The sequence below is a fragment of the Pseudomonas sp. 1152_12 genome (assembly GCF_052850675.1).
Genome location: NZ_VXCW01000010.1, coordinates 55,888 through 71,179, shown reverse-complemented (window position 1 = coordinate 71,179; position 15,292 = coordinate 55,888). Strand labels below are relative to the sequence as shown.

Below are 15,292 nucleotides of genomic sequence, written 5' to 3'. Positions count from 1 at the left end.
CCTGTTCAAGACAGTTTGAGTTGTGTATGCACACGATAACTTTTGAAGAACTGCATCTGCGCCCATTCAGACACCGCTACGAGGCTGACCTTGCCCTTCTTCGTACGACGGTAAATGATTACCGCAGTGCTGAACACCCAAGGCACGATCAGCACGTCACTGTCTTCTGGCGCCTTGAACTCTTGCTCCACAATCGATTCCGTAACCGATTCCCGGCTAACCTCTAGCACGTCGGTTACACCGAATTCCATGTCTAGAGTTGAGGCCACTTCAGAACCGGACACCGGTTCGACAGCTTTCTCTGAAAGAGATGTTTTGAGCGACCAGTTAAGGGTCAAAACATTCTTGATCGCCGACGTTACCGTGATCTTCTCGCTGGTCTTGCGCGAAGATCCTGCAGGAATATTAATGAAGCTCCTAGGGTCAGTCCCGACGCTGTAAATCGCCACAGCAAAGTATTCGTCTAGGAATAAGTCTTGAGCATAAGGTGTCGGATAATCCACATCGCCAATGCCATCCCAAAGTTCCGGCTCGATTACCAGCGGCTCGGAGCGAGCCAGCAAGCGCCGGCTCAGGGTCGGACCTTCTGGGATGTACTTCAATGGATTGAAATCATCTACTTCCGTCAAATCCTTCTCAACCTGATCCCAATCGCGTACATCGGGGTTCTTCGCTGCAAATTCCAGCAAATACTCACGATACTCCTGCTCGACCGGATCCATGGAGCCCTCCTCCAGTATCAGCTTCTTATCGCGCCCAGCGCGAATAGTGATCGAACGGTTGAAGTCATGCCCACCCGACGGCAGGTCTTGCCAACCGTAAGTTGTCAGAGCACCACCACTTGTCAGGCTCGAGGCATTGGAGCCTGAGAACGGAACGTCAATCATCAGTGTGATAGCACCGTAACCTTTCTCGCCGGGTGGCACCTGATCCTTCCATTGTGCATGACACTCATAGCCCGTCCATGTACCTCGCGCTGCGCGGATACCGAGAGCTTGAATGGTTGTATTTGGCGGAATGCTACACGGGCCTCTGTCATCCTGGGAGTCACGATACCAAGTGCCCCACTCGATCGACTTGCTAGTTACTTCCAGTGTACGGTCCGTACCATTGGTAATTGTTAGATAGAAAGTCCATGACATATTTTTCATCTCCTTGTGAAAAACCTGCCATAGAAAAACTAGACGCGAACCGGACAACGTGCTGGAGAACCGACAGACGGTTAAGGTATAAAAGCTTTAAAGCCCGACACTGCTTCTCTATAGGCATTTTTAAATTGCTCAAAACACAGATTTCAATCTCGGGCGCGAATTTTTCTGCCGTGGAAACCGAAGCCAGCTTTTTCAACAGAATCGGCCACGAGCGGACAGTCAACATCACTCCTAGTCCCCGTGGTGCATTTCCATCTTCTGTACTCTTGATCCTCCAACGGAGGAGATAGCCGCTCTACTGTACACCCGACACTGACAGCAAAGGCGACCACTCCTGTAGCTAGATAGCGCAAAAAATTTGCGCCACGAGCAAGGAAACGACATTCACCGAAAGGACTCAGCAATGAACACAAAACGCCAATACAGGACATTCGACAAGCAAAACGAAGCCTTGGATTTCACCTTTTCCTACAATGATGAAGAGACCGCAGCACTGCACGCACAGTTGAACAATTCAAGCGCTATCACCGAGAACGAGTTGCGCCGCGTATCTCTGTGGAAATCCAATAGAGTGCTCTCGGTACCGCCTGTAACCCTTGAAAAACTCAATGCCCTCGCGACCACCCCAGATATTTCCCTGAAAGATCCACTCGTAAAGGACGTCATCGACCAGCTCGTCCTCGCATAGGGCATCGGCTTCCCGATGGCGAGTTCGATACTCAAGTTCATCAGGCCAGACCTGTTTCCCATCATCGACGTCAGAGCCTACAGAGCATTGACTGGCACAAAGCTTTACTACGGGACCTACAACTACAAGAAATACATCGCCTATGCCGAGCAACTGAGTGACCTGGCCCGGCAGCTTAATCGCCCGCTGAGGGAGATTGACGAGCAGCTGTATTGCTATGACGAAAAATATAACGGAAAAATCTGAAACAGCCTTGATCGCCCCACAGCGAGCACAATGAATGGATGCAACGCTTAGCCCGCGCACTCTGGGAAAAGCCTCAGCTCAAAGCACGCCTTGAAATACGCCTGAAAAAGTGACCGCAATGGACGCGACGCGGACTTCGACGATTCAGCGGTCGCAACCTCGGTGTCTCAGGGCCTGACGACAGCAGCCAGCAACCCCCGTTGAGTCAAATGCTCAACCCGACGAAAAAGCCAGATTGCCCGGATCAATACAAAGCAACTGCTGGTCGCCAATGATCCAAACCAGGCTAAGTCGCCGACATCGGTGCCTCGGTGCCTCGGTGCCACAGATAATTCGCTGAAATATGCCGAGTCAATGCGGTGCCTCACAACACTCCTCCTGTGAGGAGGTGGCAGCTTTGGCACTGGTGAGGAAGTCGGCGGGAAGAAGCGGGATTATCCGAGACAAATCGAGCCAAGCCAGGTAGATCAAGGGTTTCCAGAGAGCACTTCCTTCCGATTCCCCTCTGAATCAGTGCCAAAGATGCGCTAAGCGAAAAGAGAGGATTAACAGCGAATTTGTATGCATTTAGCGGGTTCTTTGGCATACCGACCTCATAAGCTTGGAGTTGCCAGAACGCCCGAGAACAAGGCGCCTCAGCTCTCTCCCTGCCCAGTAAATTGGTTCCTTTTCTAGCAGGAGAAAAGGAATCGAACACCTTTTCAGTTTCCACTGTTACGTTTTAACACCAACCTATTGTTTTATATGAGTTTTTTAAGATTCTAGATTTACGAATCAGATGATCAAAAACGGATGCAAAAAGAAACGGATGCAACGCCCTTCCCGAGTAACCTTTCTATCCCCTACGGAACGTTAGCTCTTGCCGATCACATGGGAAACGGCTAATGTCCACATGTCGCTGCATATCAGCGACCGGGTTTGACGGCCCGAGCAAGTTGGCGCATAAGCGCCCACCATTCGACAGCTGGCGCTTTTTTTGTGCCTGCCGTTTCGTGTTATGGCGGCTGTGCGTGGGGCACCTTCGGGTGCGCTGGGTGCCAACTTTCCCGGTCCGTCAACCCGCGCACAGCTGCCACCCTAAATCGTTTGACGGCGATTGGTGACAGCTCCACATATTAAGTTGGAGCAACACCCCCATGAAGCAACATACCCGCAATCCGTCCGCTCTTAGCCGCGCAGCAGCCCTCAGAGCTATGGCTCTCTCCGCTCTGCGAGCAGACTCATCTCTTTCCGTACGCCTTGGTCGTTACAACGCCGCCATGGAAAAGGCCCGTGCTCTTGAATCAAGCCACGATGTTGCGGAGGTGACCCATGGCTAACTTCAAGCCTCTCGACTCCAACTCACAAGGCTCTTCAAACCCAGTCCTTTACCTCAATGACAGTGCAACTCGACGGGATCTTATGGACGCCGCTGACTGGCGTCTAGGTGCCGTTAAAGACCTGCTTTCTGTATTGAGCGTTTGCAATGCAGATGACACTGGGGCTCGGGACATCGCGAAGGTTTCGCGTGCTCTACAGCTACTCGTTGAAGATGCTGACTCTCTATACCAGGCCGCTCGCCAAGCAGCATAGCGATAGCTACAGGCCCTGGCGCCAATGGCACCAGGGCCTGTCGTCCGGTAACGAAGCAGGAGGTCTGCTGATGCAAAGCTGGTACACCGCCAAAGAGCTCGCCGGTTTAACTGGCATGCCAAAAACGACTCAGGGCGTTAGGAAAACTGCATCGCGTGCGGGTTGGAAAAGCCAGCTTAGGCAGGGCTCAAAAGCACAGGAATTTCCATTCGCTCAATTACCTGTCGATACCCAAACAGCGCTAATTGCCCAATCAGTCGCAACGCTGCAAACATCACCGAGTGCCAATACCCCCAAAGTTTTATTAGAGCGTGACACTGTTTTTCCGTCACGTTTAAACGAAGGTCAACGCTCTGTAATGACGGCTCGCCTAGCTTTTGTGCGCGAGATCGAGCGATTGAATCACACTATCAGTCAGCAACGCGCCATCGAGACTCTAGTAAGTCTGGCGAAAGCCGACCAACTCAGCACATATCTGACCGGCCTCGTGGAACGGGCGAACAATCGTAAGTCCGGCGAGCGGTCTTTAAGCAAGCGCACGCTAAAACGCTGGCTGGCCGACTATCGTAAAAAGGGTGAAATCGGCTTGGCTCCAGCGCACCGCAAGAAAGACTTGAGTCTGCCAATATGGTCTGCGGCATTCCTAACCTGCTATCAGCGCCCGACCAAGCCCAGCGTCGAAGCGGCTTATGCCGAGTTCGCCCTCAAGCATCCAGCCGAGCGCCCGAGTATTCATGTCGTCCGCCGCTTCCTTAATAAGTTGAGCGCCGAGGCCCGTGAGCGCGGCCGTCGCTCCCCGCAGGAGCTGAAGGCCCTACAACCCTTCAAGCGCCGGACCACAAAAAACCTGCTCCCATGCGACGTGCTTACCGCCGACGGCCACAAGTTCGACGCCGAGGTATTGAACCCGCGCACCGGCAAGCCTTACCGCCCGGAAGTAACCACCGTCCTTGATGTCGCAACGCGGAAGGCACTGGGCATTTCCATCGGTGAGGCCGAGTCAACCATCGGTGTGATGGATGCCCTGCGTGACGCCATGCAGCACGGCATGTTCGCCATGTTCTATGTCGACAACGGTTCAGGCTTTCACAACGATACCGTCCGTGAAGTGGTCGACCGTCTCGGCGGCACCATGACCCACGCATTGCCCTACAACAGCCAGGCACGCGGACTCATCGAGCGTTCCCATCAAACGATTTGGGTCAATGCGGCCAAGAAACTGACCAGCTACATCGGCGCCGACATGGACAAGCATGCAGGCACCAAAGTGCATCGGATCGGCCGCAAAGAGCTGCGCGAAACCGGCCGCACGCGTTTGATTCCGACCTTTGCCGAGTTCATGGCCGGTGTCGAATATGAGATTGAAACCTACAACGATAGCCCGCACCGGGGGCTCGCCAAACTCCGAGATCCGCTGACCGGCAAGATTCGTCACATGAGCCCAAATGAGGCCTGGAGCGCAGCCATTGCCGCTGGCTGGGAGCCGATTGTTGCACCCGCCGATTTGTTGAATGACCTGACACGCCCGCAAGTTATCCGCCCGACTCGTCGCGGCGAAGTTACCTGGGCCGGCGAAACCTATTTCCTGGACGCTTTGCGTAACTTTCAGGGCGAGCAAATCCGCCTGGCATACGACGTGCGCGATTCATCCCGCGTTTGGGTCCGCACGTTGGACGGGGAGTTGATCGGCGAAGCAATCCTCGACGGCAACGCCAGCGATTACATTCCGAAATCCATGATTGAAAAGGCCTACGACAAACGTGAGAAAGGCCAGATGAAACGCGCAGTGGACAAGCTGGAAACGCTGACCGGCAGCCGCGTAGAAATGGTCACAACCTCACCCGCCCCGTCCGCCGACCTCAGTGCCGAGCAACTAGCCGACGCTCAGCGCTTTGCCGCAAGCCTTACGGCTCCCAAAACCAACAGATTCGAATTACCCAGCGACCCGATAGGTAGGTATCGACTTTGGGAAGCACTCAACAGGCGCTTCCAAGCCGGGGAGATTCTTAACGGAGAAGAAGGTTTATGGCATGAGCGATACCCGCGTCATCTCGACTTTACCGCCATCAAGCGGATGTATGAGCACACCCACTCGTAAGGCCATTGCCAACGCCGATGGCCGATAGCACTAAAACAGCATGGAGAAGCACGGAATGAGCGCACCGAAGATAGTCCCGCTGACGAACGTCGGCTTGCTGGCCAGCGCGGTTGAGCGTGCTATAGCACGACCATCCCACTTACCCGGATTAGTGGTGATGTACGGTGCTAGCGGGCTAGGCAAAACTGTGGGAGCAACATTCGCAGCGAACATCTATCGCGCCTATTACGTCGAGTGCCGGGATACTTGGACAAAGAAGGCTTTTCTCGCCGCCGTTTTGCGGGAGATGACGATAGTGCCAAGCCGCACCATGTCGGAGATGGTTGATCAGATCGCAGATCAATTGTCACGGAGCGGGCGCCCTCTCATAGTCGACGATGCACAGTACCTTCTAGAGAAGGCAGCGGCTAACGTCCTGACGGACATCTATAACGCCAGCCACGGGACCATTGTTCTGATCGGAGAAGAGCGCGTACCGTTCAGCCTAGCCAAGCTTGAACGCCTACATAATAGGGTTTTGGAGTGGGTGCCAGCACAACCTGCCACACAGGAAGATCTGCGAACGTTGTCAGCCGCCTGCTATCCGCACCTCCAGATTCATGACGACCTTCTTGAAGACCTACGAAAAGCCGTGCGTGGCTGCTTACGTCGAGTGGTGGTAAATCTTTACCGCCTTCAATCCGAAGCCCAAGCGTTCGGCTGGGACTCTGTTGATATCGCGCAGTGGGGAGACCGTGGCTGGTTCACCGGCGAGGCACCGTTGCGGAGAACACTCTGATGGGCATCGGCCGGAAGCCCGCGCACATGGTCATTCAGGAAGGTAAAAGCAATCGTCAGCGTGTGTGGGAAATGATTAGAAAGCATCCTGAGGGGATTAGTTGTTACACCATCAGTCGGCGTACTGACCTCAACGATGAAACCGTTCGGACATATGTAAACAGCCTGAGGAAAGCTGGCTACGTAGAACGCGGCAACGGTGTTGGAGATCGAGTAGAATTCCAGCTAGTTCGTGATGTGGGCGCCGAGGCACCTCAAGTTCGATTGGACGGAACCCCAAGCCAACAAGGTCGCGGTACAGAAGCCATGTGGCGCACGCTCAGGATGCTGGATGACGTCAACGCGACCGAGCTTGCGCTGTACGCCAATACAGCAGCTCCGACAAGCATTGCCACAGCAAAAAACTATCTCAAGTGGTTGAACTGGGCTGGTTATCTGAGCGTTGTCACTCCAGCGCAACCTGGGAAGCAAGCACGCTATTGCCTTGCGCATGGAATGTACACAGGGCCAATTGCACCGATGATTCAGCGTCGAGGGCAGGTCTTCGATGCCAACCTGGGAAAGGTCACGTTTATCCGACAGTCCAAACCGCCCCACGAGTGATCAGCGTCTCCTGCGGCCTAGAAGAGACGGTACGCGTCGTATCCAATTCATAGCTACCCATACGCTTCCGCCCTATGTGATACCTCAGCGCCCTCGGGTACTATCGCTTGTCAGGATACTCACATAGGGAGAATTACAGTGATCCTCATATCTGCCGAAGTCGGACCGTTTCGATCAATCAACTCAGCTCAAAATGTAGAAATCGACCCTGACGTTACTGTTCTGGTCGGTATGAACGAGGCTGGGAAAACTGTTTTTCTTAAAGCACTGCATAAGTCTCAAGACGCATTAGGAAAAGAGAAATTCAATCCTACTGATGACTATCCGCGTAAAGACTACACTGCCTACATGAAAAGGCATGCAGCAAAACCCGAAGCCGCTACAACATTAAGATATCGCCTAAACCAAGATGAAATCGATCAAATAAACAACGAGTTCAAAACCAGCATTTCTGAGGGATTCGAATTTTCTATTATTCACCGATACAACAATGGAAAAACAATTGGCATACATGTCGATGAGAAGCCCGTAATCAACGTTCTTGCAGGGAACGCTGGGTTAAGCAGCGACGCAACAAAAGCTATAAAAAGCTGCAACACCTTGAGAGAGGTAGTAGCGCAGCTCAATGAGATCGACCTCAATGAGACTGACACCAACTTCCTGGCAGAGCTAGAGGCAAGAACAACAGAGACTGACTGGGGGAGCGTTATACAGTATGAAATATGGGAATTTTTGTCTGAAAAAGTCCCAAAGTTTCTCTACTTTAGCGACTACGACCTGCTGCCAGGGAAACTAAACCTCAAAGACCTTGCGCAACGTGTAGCAAATGTTAAGGCAGATCCAAGCAATGCCGACCGCCATATCCAGCCGAAACATCAGGCAGTATTAGCCTTGCTTCGTATGGCAGACGTAGACATGGATGACTTTTCCGGAACCACCGGTTACGAAGAACTGAAGGCAAAGGTGGAAGCGGTCTCAATCAGCTTGACGGATCAAGTCTTAGAATTCTGGAAGCAGAACGAAGATCTTGAAGTGGAGGTGGATATACGCTCCGACACCAATGATGAAGCCCCGTTCAATGATGGCCCCAACCTATATCTCCGTATAAAAAACCGTCGTCATCGAGGTGTGACCACTCCTTTTGATCAACGTAGCCGAGGGTTTATTTGGTTCTTTAGTTTCTTGGTGTGGTTTGACAGCGTCCAACAACAACTAGACCCATCAGGAGCACCAAAGCACAACCAATTGGTGTTGCTTCTAGATGAACCTGGACTTGCATTGCATGCATTAGCTCAAGCAGACTTCTTACGCTATATAGACGATCTCGCAAAAGATCATCAAGCTATTTATACAACTCACTCGCCTTTCATGGTGAATTCAAACCGCCTCCACCAAGTACGCGTGGTTGAAGACAAGTCACCAGGTGGGACTATAGTTTCTGATAATTTGTCAGGATCTGATGCTCGGACTATTTTCCCACTTCAAGCTGCGCTGGGTTGGAGCGTTGCTCAAAATCTATTCATTGCAAGCAAAAACTTATTAGTTGAGGGTCCATCTGAACTCGCATACCTACTGACGGCCTCAGCCCTTCTAGAGGCTTGCGGTGAAGAAAGCCTGTCCTCGGACGTAACTATCGTACCTGTTGGAGGCCTAAGTAATGTTGCGACCTTCGTGTCCTTGTTAGGGGCAAACGGTCTTGAGGTCTCAGTACTTCATGACTTCAGTGGCAAACCTGAGCAGAAGCTTGATGGATTAATTCAGCAAAAGCTGCTGGCAAAAAAATCAGTGTTTAATGTTTCTCAATTTCGCGACGCATCAAAATTCGGCCAGAACACCGTTCCAAGCGACATAGAAGATCTTCTGCCCATAGGGATCTACCTTGAGTACTTTAATAAAACCTATATGAAGGAGCTCAAGGGCGCCCCGATCCTCGAATCCGAGCTGCCGGAAAGTGATCGTATCGTACATCGTATAGAGCGAGCCCTGCAGGCTAGGGAGATCAAAGTACGACCTTCGGGTGGTTTCAATCACTACGCTGTCGCAGCAGCTTTCTCTACCGCCCCCCCAGAAACACTTGATGAAGCCACGCGCCTAAGGTTCGGTGCGCTTTTCAAGTCAATCAATGATGTTTTCGCCTCATAAATCACTGCTCGACATCTCAGCCGGTCCGCCCCCGCCGACCGGCTTTACTTCCCGAAAGAAGTGTATCTTTCCATAGAGCGATTTAAGACGCACAAAGCCCTAAGCCAACCGTTGACCCTACTAGCTTTTGATCGCCGTTTCTAACGCGGGTCTAACGCCCTTCATGGCTGTGCAACGCAGTCATGCTCTATACGTTTTTTCCGCCAACACAGAAAATCGTGATTCACGGTCTCTCTCGAAATCCTTCCTCTATATGAAGCGGCGCTGTTGACCTGCGCTGAAAACCTTAAACCGCCCTGATATACGAAAGCCTAAGGAAAAGCGTTTCAATGATTCCTGTCGGTGCAAGGTTGGCTGGAGGTATTGAAATGCATGAGAGTGAAAAGAAGGTTGGACAAAAAAAAGACGTGAGTCCTTTGCCTAAGAGCATGATCGAGATGCTCGAAATAATTGAGCACTCTATTAATAGAGAAATGGACCTCGATGCTTCCCCGCATCACCTGGCAAAATCGGCCGTTATTGCTGTATGCGATGTTATGGGTGGTGGAATGATCTATTTGCCACGCGGCACGGCATTGAAGAAAAAACTCAGGAGTGAAGCGCTTTATGCCGACTTTCTGAATGGCATGACTCATGAAAATCTAATCAGAAAGTACGCGATAGCTTCACAGACGGTGTACGACATTATCACTGATGAGCGCGCACTGAGTCTTGCGGCGAACGTTAAACACTGAAGGGGGCTGCGTGAGCGAGGAAGAAAAAAAGAGTAAGAAGGGAAAGCGTATTCCAAGTGGAACTTGGGAGGGAATCGCGCTTCAGCTTTTCAAGTCGATTGAAAGCTCAATAGCATATGCCTTGGAGCATGGGGTGACACCAGATCACCTTGCAAGCAATGTGGTCACGGGACTTTCCATTAGCTTCGGCGGGCGAGTAATTTATATCCCCAAAGGCTTTAAATACGAACGAGCGCAGCGTAATGAAGAAATTTATGCTGCCTGGAAAAGTGATATGGCAATTAGCGACATATCGAAAAAATACGGACTCACGTCTGCAACAACTTATGACATCGTTGCCAACTTCGCAAAAGAAGAAGGCTTGGAAAAATTAAAAAATAGGTTTATCAAATGATCGTTACACAAGCTAGCATCAATGCATTGTTCGTTGCATTCAAAGTGGTCTTTCAGAAGGCACAAACAGGCACGCCAACTGACTGGCAGAAAATTGCCACAGTCGTCCCGTCCTCTACTCGCAGTAACACTTATGCCTGGTTGGGTCAGTTTCCGGCATTCCGTGAATGGGTGGGTGATCGAGTCTTGAAGGATATGGCGGCTCACGGATACACCATTGATAACAAGAAGTATGAAAGCTCCATTGTTGTATCGCGTACCGACATCGAAGATGACCAGGTTGGCGTTTACTCTCCGCTGATCGAGGAAATGGGGCGAGCGTCAACAGCCCATCCGAACGAATTGGTCTTCGCCTTGCTCAAGGCAGGTCGCACTACAAAATGCTATGACGGCCAGTACTTCTTCGATACCGATCACCCGGTTTATCCAAACAGTGATGCTACGGGTGATGCCGTCTCGGTCAGCAACTTCCAGGATGGCGAAGGCCCCGCCTGGTATCTGCTCGATGTCAGCCGAGCGATCAAGCCGATCATCTTCCAGAAGCGTCAGGACTATGACCTTAAAGCGATGACCCGTGTTGATGATGAGTCGGTGTTCATGCGCGACGAATATCGTTATGGCGTAGATGCGCGGGTGAACGCTGGGTTCGGTTTCTGGCAGTTCGCCTACTGCTCGAAAGCACCTCTCACTGTCGAGAATTATGAAGCCGCCCGCGCCGCGATGATGGATTTCAAAAGCGACGGTGGCCGACCTCTGGGTGTTCTTCCGGGCATGTTGCTGGTGCCCCCGGTGCTTGAAGGTAAGGCTCGTTCGCTGCTGGTCAAGGATGCTAACGGTGGTAATCCGTGGGCAGGCACCGCCGAACCTCTTGTCAGTACCTGGTTGAGTTAATAGGAGCCCTCACGATGAGTAATATCGATAAGCGTTGGGAAGGTTTGACCATCGACGGTGAGCTAGCAGTTGGCGTGTACTACGCCGGTTCGCGGCACAAGACATTCAGCATGCGCATTCCGCTGGCAGGCGATTTGATCGACGTTCAAAGCGAGCATCCAGAAGCGTCGTTGCATGTAGCGACCATGGCTATTTATCACCGCCAGTTGTTGTCACTTGGTGATATTCCAGCCGAGGCGCTGACGTTCGATTTGTTGCGGGCTGAACTGGCAGAAACCGACTTGGCATTGTTGGGTGCTGCCGACGAAGCACTGGAAAAAAAGCTCGCGCCGCCGAGCGCGGCAAGCACGGTTGGCGAGAAGTCGAACACGCCCTTGTCCGATTCGGCTATCGACTCGACGAAATAAACCGAATGCCTAAATCGGAGGTCGAGGCACGTCTCGACCTGCTTATAGGCAAACAAAAAACGGGTACTCGTTACGTGAGTAAACGACGTAAGAAAACCAAGGGGTAATTCATGTCCGCCGATCTACGCGTCGCATTACGTATCCAGGCAAATTCGGGCAACAGCCGACGCGAGATCGCGGGTTTGAATCGTGACCTGCGCCAGGCTGGTAAAGAAGGCGCTCGTGCCCTGGCAACTGAAGGCCAGAAAGCACAAACATCTATTTCAGGTATTGGCCGTGCAGGCGTCGGCAGCTTTAAAGCAATTCGACAGGCCATGCGGGACAGTACCAAAAGTGGACGCGAGTTCCGCACCGAGGTCATTCAGACAGGCGCCGGACTCAAGGACATGGGCCAAGCAGCTCGTCGCGCCTCTCAGGAAACCAAGGCAACTCTACGCAGTGCAGAGCGTGAGGGCATCACGCCGCTTCGCACTGGCGTTGATCGTACCAGCACGAGCTTTCGGCAGTTAGCTCGTGCTGCGACCAGCAGTTTGCGCACTATTAAATCAGTGGCCGCCGCCACTCGGGCCGAGATCGGTCGGGTCAGGGGCATGATGTCGGGCGTTAATGGTCACTTAGCTGGAGCTGGGTTGGGTATCGGTGTTGGGCTGTCCGTAGCAAATAGTGCTAAGACTGACCGAAGGATGATCCAGTTGGGACAGACGGCCAACATGACGCCTGCTCAAAATGAAGATATGCGCAAAGAGATATTCCGAGTATCCAAGTCGTATGGTAATGATCCTGACTCTATTCTGGGCGGTGCAGAAGCCTTGCTGGCTGGTGGTCTCAGTCCAAAGGCTGCGAAGTCGAGTATTGATGCTATCGGCCAGGCAAGCGCCCTGCGCAACGCTGATCCGACTATTCTGGCGGGCGCCGGTATGGCGGCAAAAGAGGCTTACGGCTTCGACCTGGAGAACCCAGCAACGATGCTGGATATTCTTCAGAAAATGACCATCGCTGGTGATGCGGCCAAGGCCGAGCTGACTGACCTGGGCGACATCTTTAGCAAGGTCGGCGGCAATGCGAATGCCGCAGGGTTCAAGTTTCACCAGTCGTTAGGATTGATCGAAGCCCTTTCAAACGTAGAACCTAATGCCGAAAACTTGCGCACGATGACTGGTAATTTCTTGTCGGTGTTCAACATCGGCACCTATCAGCAACAAGTTAGCAAGACTACGGGTGTTGAGTTTTTCAACAAGGATAAAAGTCGTCGCGATCCCTTCGATGTGATTGCGGATCTGCGCAAGAAATACGACAAGATGCCTGATGACAAAAGTCGCGCTAGCTTTTTCAATGTGGTGTTCAAGAGTATGGATCGTGATGCTGTCACTGCATGGCGGTGGATGCTAACGGGGGATCGCCAGAGCAATATGGTTGATATCTCTGGTAAGGCTCACAACGCGGCTCCCATATTCAACCAGCAGCTCAAAGAGAACACCGGCAGCGCCACGGGGACGGCTGGGCGTATGCGAGCCACGTTACGCGACGCCACCGACCGCATGTCGCGTCCTATCAATGAAGCCTTTGCCAATATGGGCAGCTACCTGCTCGATGACTTGAACCTGTCAGGCGAGCAAATGATAGGCCTGGGTGCCGCCACCGCGATTGGTGGTTACTACACTGGTCGTGGCCTCAAGAAAGGCGCTGGAGCGCTGCTGAATAAGCTGCCAGGCATGGGCAACCCATTGGAAGCCATGCAGGGGATCGCGGTCGGTAAGGTGCTGGAAGAAGCCACGGGCGTCACCTCGGTATTTGTCACTAACTGGCCTGCACCGGGCCTAAATATGGGTGGTATCACTCCAGACCTTCGATCCGGTAATCAGCGCCCAGGTGGCAAAGGAGGAATGACCGGAAAGAGTGCGGGAATGGGTCTAGGGGTGATGGCGGGAGTTGCCATGGGCACAGGGTCGACTGACGCCCTTTCATATCTTCCGTTGCTGTTGGCAGGCCCTCAGCGCTTGGCATATGCATTCACTCAGTTGCAAAACTCGACTGGGCTAAATACTGATGAAGACCGTTTAGCAATGGTGTCTCGCAACAAGATGATCAGTGATGATCAGCGCACGTATCAAGCTTCTTTCTACCGAAATCGGGCAGCCCTGGCTGATCAGAACCCCGACCAGTCACAGGACTGGTTGTCTTCTCAGGCTCAACGCTTGGCGCACCATGAAACCGGCCTGACTGCGTCTGGCTTACCGATTGGTGGTGCCAGTAGTTGGGCGGCAGGGATCGCTGATCGTGCCGTGAGTGCAGGTATGGCAACTCAAGCGGCGAATGCGAGGTTGCAGGCAATGATGACGCAGTCCAGTCCAGCCGACTGGATGTCTTCACAAGCACAACGGCTGACGGGCACGAATGCCATGACAGCAGGTGGTAGTCAGCCGGGTGGTGCGTTTAGCGGAATGATTGGCACCGAAGGGGCAATGGGCGGCGTCAATGGTCTCAATGGCGCTATCAGCCGCTTGGAAGTCGTCCTCAATCGCCCGTTTGTATTTGAGGTAAGAACCGATACCAATACTGTATTTGCAGAGTTTGAGCGGCGGGTTGGCGTCCAGATGAGACGCGGAGGTTAAGCAGCAGGTTGTTGAGGGAAAGGGATGGTTTAATTCTCCGTTTGCCATCCCGCAGCACTTTGGCCTTGGACGCCTGGTTAGCGCTCTAAGGTCTTTTTTTGCCTAAATTTCGATATCAGTCAAAAAATGGCCAACACCCATGGCACCGCGCTACGCTAGCAACGCATTCATGCAAGGACACTTCCCTAGAGTAACGGAATGAAAAAGCTCAAAAACCCACTAACCTTGCTGGTTTTGATCATTGTTACAGCATCGTTCAGTGCCCCTTTTGGAACACCGCAACTGGCAGCTTTCGCGAAAGACTTTTTACCCGCTGTAGCGACATTGATCGCCGCTTATGTCGGCGCATCGTATGGAGCAACCTTGGTACGAGATGCTGCCAAAGAGGACGAGCGAAAAAGGCAGATAGGTGCTGGCGCACGTGCCATGTTCACGCTGTGGCGCCAGATAAATATAGTCGCTCAGATACAGATGGACTTTGTGGATGACTATCGCGACAACCCCTCGGTAGTAATTTCACTCCCCCCTATAGACTATCCATTGGATGAGCTGCCGAGGTTAGATCTAGATAGTCTTGCGTTCTTTCTTGACCTAGGAAATGCGGAGATACTTGAAGCACTGGTCATTGCCGAACAGAATTTCCTTCATGCGATAGACGTGGTCCGGACCCGTTCGACACTGCACTATGTGGAAGTGCAGCCAATCCTCGAAAAGATCATCCCAAATGGCGGAACGATCACGCACGTATCTTTAGAGCAAGCGCTTGGCCCACGACTGTTCTCGCAATTGATAGACCAGACGAAACGTCTGATTTTCAGGGTGGATAGATCAATCGAGGATTTGGATAAAGTGGCTGACGAACTATACGCGGCGCTTAAAAAAGGCTTTCCAAATGCAAAGTTTCCTCGGCCGTCGAAACCAGAATCTGAGTGACACCATTGCAGTGCCAAAAATCCCGCGAAATACCGCATTCCTAGG

The 15,292-nt window shown here is 52.4% G+C and carries 14 protein-coding genes; 13 read left to right on the top strand and 1 reads right to left on the bottom strand.

All coding sequences use genetic code 11. The annotated features are described in order from the left end of the window. Positions 1-5 precede the first annotated feature (5 nt). Positions 6-1,142 (bottom strand): hypothetical protein, encoded by a 1,137-nt coding sequence (locus tag FW764_RS19435; RefSeq protein WP_446435244.1) that lies wholly within the window; start codon positions 1,140-1,142, stop codon positions 6-8. A gap of 412 nt (positions 1,143-1,554) precedes the next feature. Here FW764_RS19435 and FW764_RS19430 point away from each other — a divergent pair, with 412 nt between their 5' ends. The 13 genes from FW764_RS19430 to FW764_RS19370 all read left to right on the top strand — a co-directional run bounded on the left by FW764_RS19430 (position 1,555) and on the right by FW764_RS19370 (position 15,247). Next, positions 1,555-1,839, top strand: coding sequence for a hypothetical protein (locus FW764_RS19430; RefSeq protein WP_446435243.1), 285 nt, complete (start codon positions 1,555-1,557; stop codon positions 1,837-1,839). Positions 1,840-1,854: 15 nt separating this feature from the next. Further along, entirely contained in the window at positions 1,855-2,085 is a 231-nt protein-coding gene (locus FW764_RS19425) for a hypothetical protein (RefSeq protein ID WP_446435242.1), read from the top strand. Between the two features lie 1,112 nt (positions 2,086-3,197). Then, on the top strand, positions 3,198-3,404 hold the full coding sequence (locus tag FW764_RS19420; RefSeq protein WP_446435422.1) for a BTAD domain-containing putative transcriptional regulator: 207 nt from the start codon (positions 3,198-3,200) through the stop codon (positions 3,402-3,404). Positions 3,405-3,550: 146 nt separating this feature from the next. Next, entirely contained in the window at positions 3,551-5,755 is a 2,205-nt protein-coding gene (locus tag FW764_RS19415; protein ID WP_446435241.1) for a Mu transposase C-terminal domain-containing protein, read from the top strand. Between the two features lie 55 nt (positions 5,756-5,810). Further along, complete coding sequence (locus FW764_RS19410) at positions 5,811-6,533, top strand: AAA family ATPase (protein ID WP_446435240.1); 723 nt, start codon at positions 5,811-5,813, stop codon at positions 6,531-6,533. 26 nt (positions 6,534-6,559) lie between these two features. Next, entirely contained in the window at positions 6,560-7,135 is a 576-nt protein-coding gene (locus tag FW764_RS19405; RefSeq protein ID WP_446435239.1) for a hypothetical protein, read from the top strand. Between the two features lie 138 nt (positions 7,136-7,273). Continuing rightward, positions 7,274-9,277 carry an AAA family ATPase gene (locus FW764_RS19400; RefSeq protein WP_446435238.1) on the top strand — a complete coding sequence of 668 codons (2,004 nt, stop codon included), beginning with the start codon at positions 7,274-7,276 and terminating at the stop codon, positions 9,275-9,277. A 329-nt stretch (positions 9,278-9,606) separates the two neighbouring features. Continuing rightward, positions 9,607-10,011: a Mor transcription activator family protein gene (locus FW764_RS19395; RefSeq protein WP_096144694.1), complete on the top strand. Its 405-nt coding sequence runs from the start codon at positions 9,607-9,609 to the stop codon at positions 10,009-10,011. Between the two features lie 10 nt (positions 10,012-10,021). Further along, complete coding sequence (locus FW764_RS19390) at positions 10,022-10,405, top strand: Mor transcription activator family protein (RefSeq protein ID WP_446435237.1); 384 nt, start codon at positions 10,022-10,024, stop codon at positions 10,403-10,405. Further along, positions 10,402-11,295 carry a Mu-like prophage major head subunit gpT family protein gene (locus FW764_RS19385; protein ID WP_446435236.1) on the top strand — a complete coding sequence of 298 codons (894 nt, stop codon included), beginning with the start codon at positions 10,402-10,404 and terminating at the stop codon, positions 11,293-11,295. Before FW764_RS19390 ends, FW764_RS19385 begins: the two co-directional genes overlap by 4 nt. Before the next feature lie 14 nt (positions 11,296-11,309). Beyond that, positions 11,310-11,702, top strand: coding sequence for a hypothetical protein (locus FW764_RS19380; RefSeq protein WP_446435235.1), 393 nt, complete (start codon positions 11,310-11,312; stop codon positions 11,700-11,702). Positions 11,703-11,812: 110 nt separating this feature from the next. Continuing rightward, positions 11,813-14,314 carry a phage tail tape measure protein gene (locus FW764_RS19375; protein WP_446435234.1) on the top strand — a complete coding sequence of 834 codons (2,502 nt, stop codon included), beginning with the start codon at positions 11,813-11,815 and terminating at the stop codon, positions 14,312-14,314. A gap of 198 nt (positions 14,315-14,512) precedes the next feature. Beyond that, positions 14,513-15,247, top strand: a complete 735-nt coding sequence (locus FW764_RS19370) for a hypothetical protein (protein WP_446435233.1) — start codon at positions 14,513-14,515, stop codon at positions 15,245-15,247. Positions 15,248-15,292 lie beyond the last annotated feature (45 nt).

What these genes read in the sequence shown, in the direction of transcription:
- FW764_RS19405 (WP_446435239.1), top strand. Translation starts at nt 6,560, where the DNA reads ATGGTCATTCAGGAAGGTAAAAGCAATCGTCAGCGTGTGTGGGAAATG.
- FW764_RS19435 (WP_446435244.1), bottom strand. Translation starts at nt 1,142, where the DNA reads ATGTCATGGACTTTCTATCTAACAATTACCAATGGTACGGACCGTACA.
- FW764_RS19425 (WP_446435242.1), top strand. Translation starts at nt 1,855, where the DNA reads ATGGCGAGTTCGATACTCAAGTTCATCAGGCCAGACCTGTTTCCCATC.
- FW764_RS19385 (WP_446435236.1), top strand. Translation starts at nt 10,402, where the DNA reads ATGATCGTTACACAAGCTAGCATCAATGCATTGTTCGTTGCATTCAAA.
- FW764_RS19375 (WP_446435234.1), top strand. Translation starts at nt 11,813, where the DNA reads ATGTCCGCCGATCTACGCGTCGCATTACGTATCCAGGCAAATTCGGGC.
- FW764_RS19380 (WP_446435235.1), top strand. Translation starts at nt 11,310, where the DNA reads ATGAGTAATATCGATAAGCGTTGGGAAGGTTTGACCATCGACGGTGAG.
- FW764_RS19430 (WP_446435243.1), top strand. Translation starts at nt 1,555, where the DNA reads ATGAACACAAAACGCCAATACAGGACATTCGACAAGCAAAACGAAGCC.
- FW764_RS19415 (WP_446435241.1), top strand. Translation starts at nt 3,551, where the DNA reads ATGCAGATGACACTGGGGCTCGGGACATCGCGAAGGTTTCGCGTGCTC.
- FW764_RS19410 (WP_446435240.1), top strand. Translation starts at nt 5,811, where the DNA reads ATGAGCGCACCGAAGATAGTCCCGCTGACGAACGTCGGCTTGCTGGCC.
- FW764_RS19395 (WP_096144694.1), top strand. Translation starts at nt 9,607, where the DNA reads ATGATTCCTGTCGGTGCAAGGTTGGCTGGAGGTATTGAAATGCATGAG.
- FW764_RS19370 (WP_446435233.1), top strand. Translation starts at nt 14,513, where the DNA reads ATGAAAAAGCTCAAAAACCCACTAACCTTGCTGGTTTTGATCATTGTT.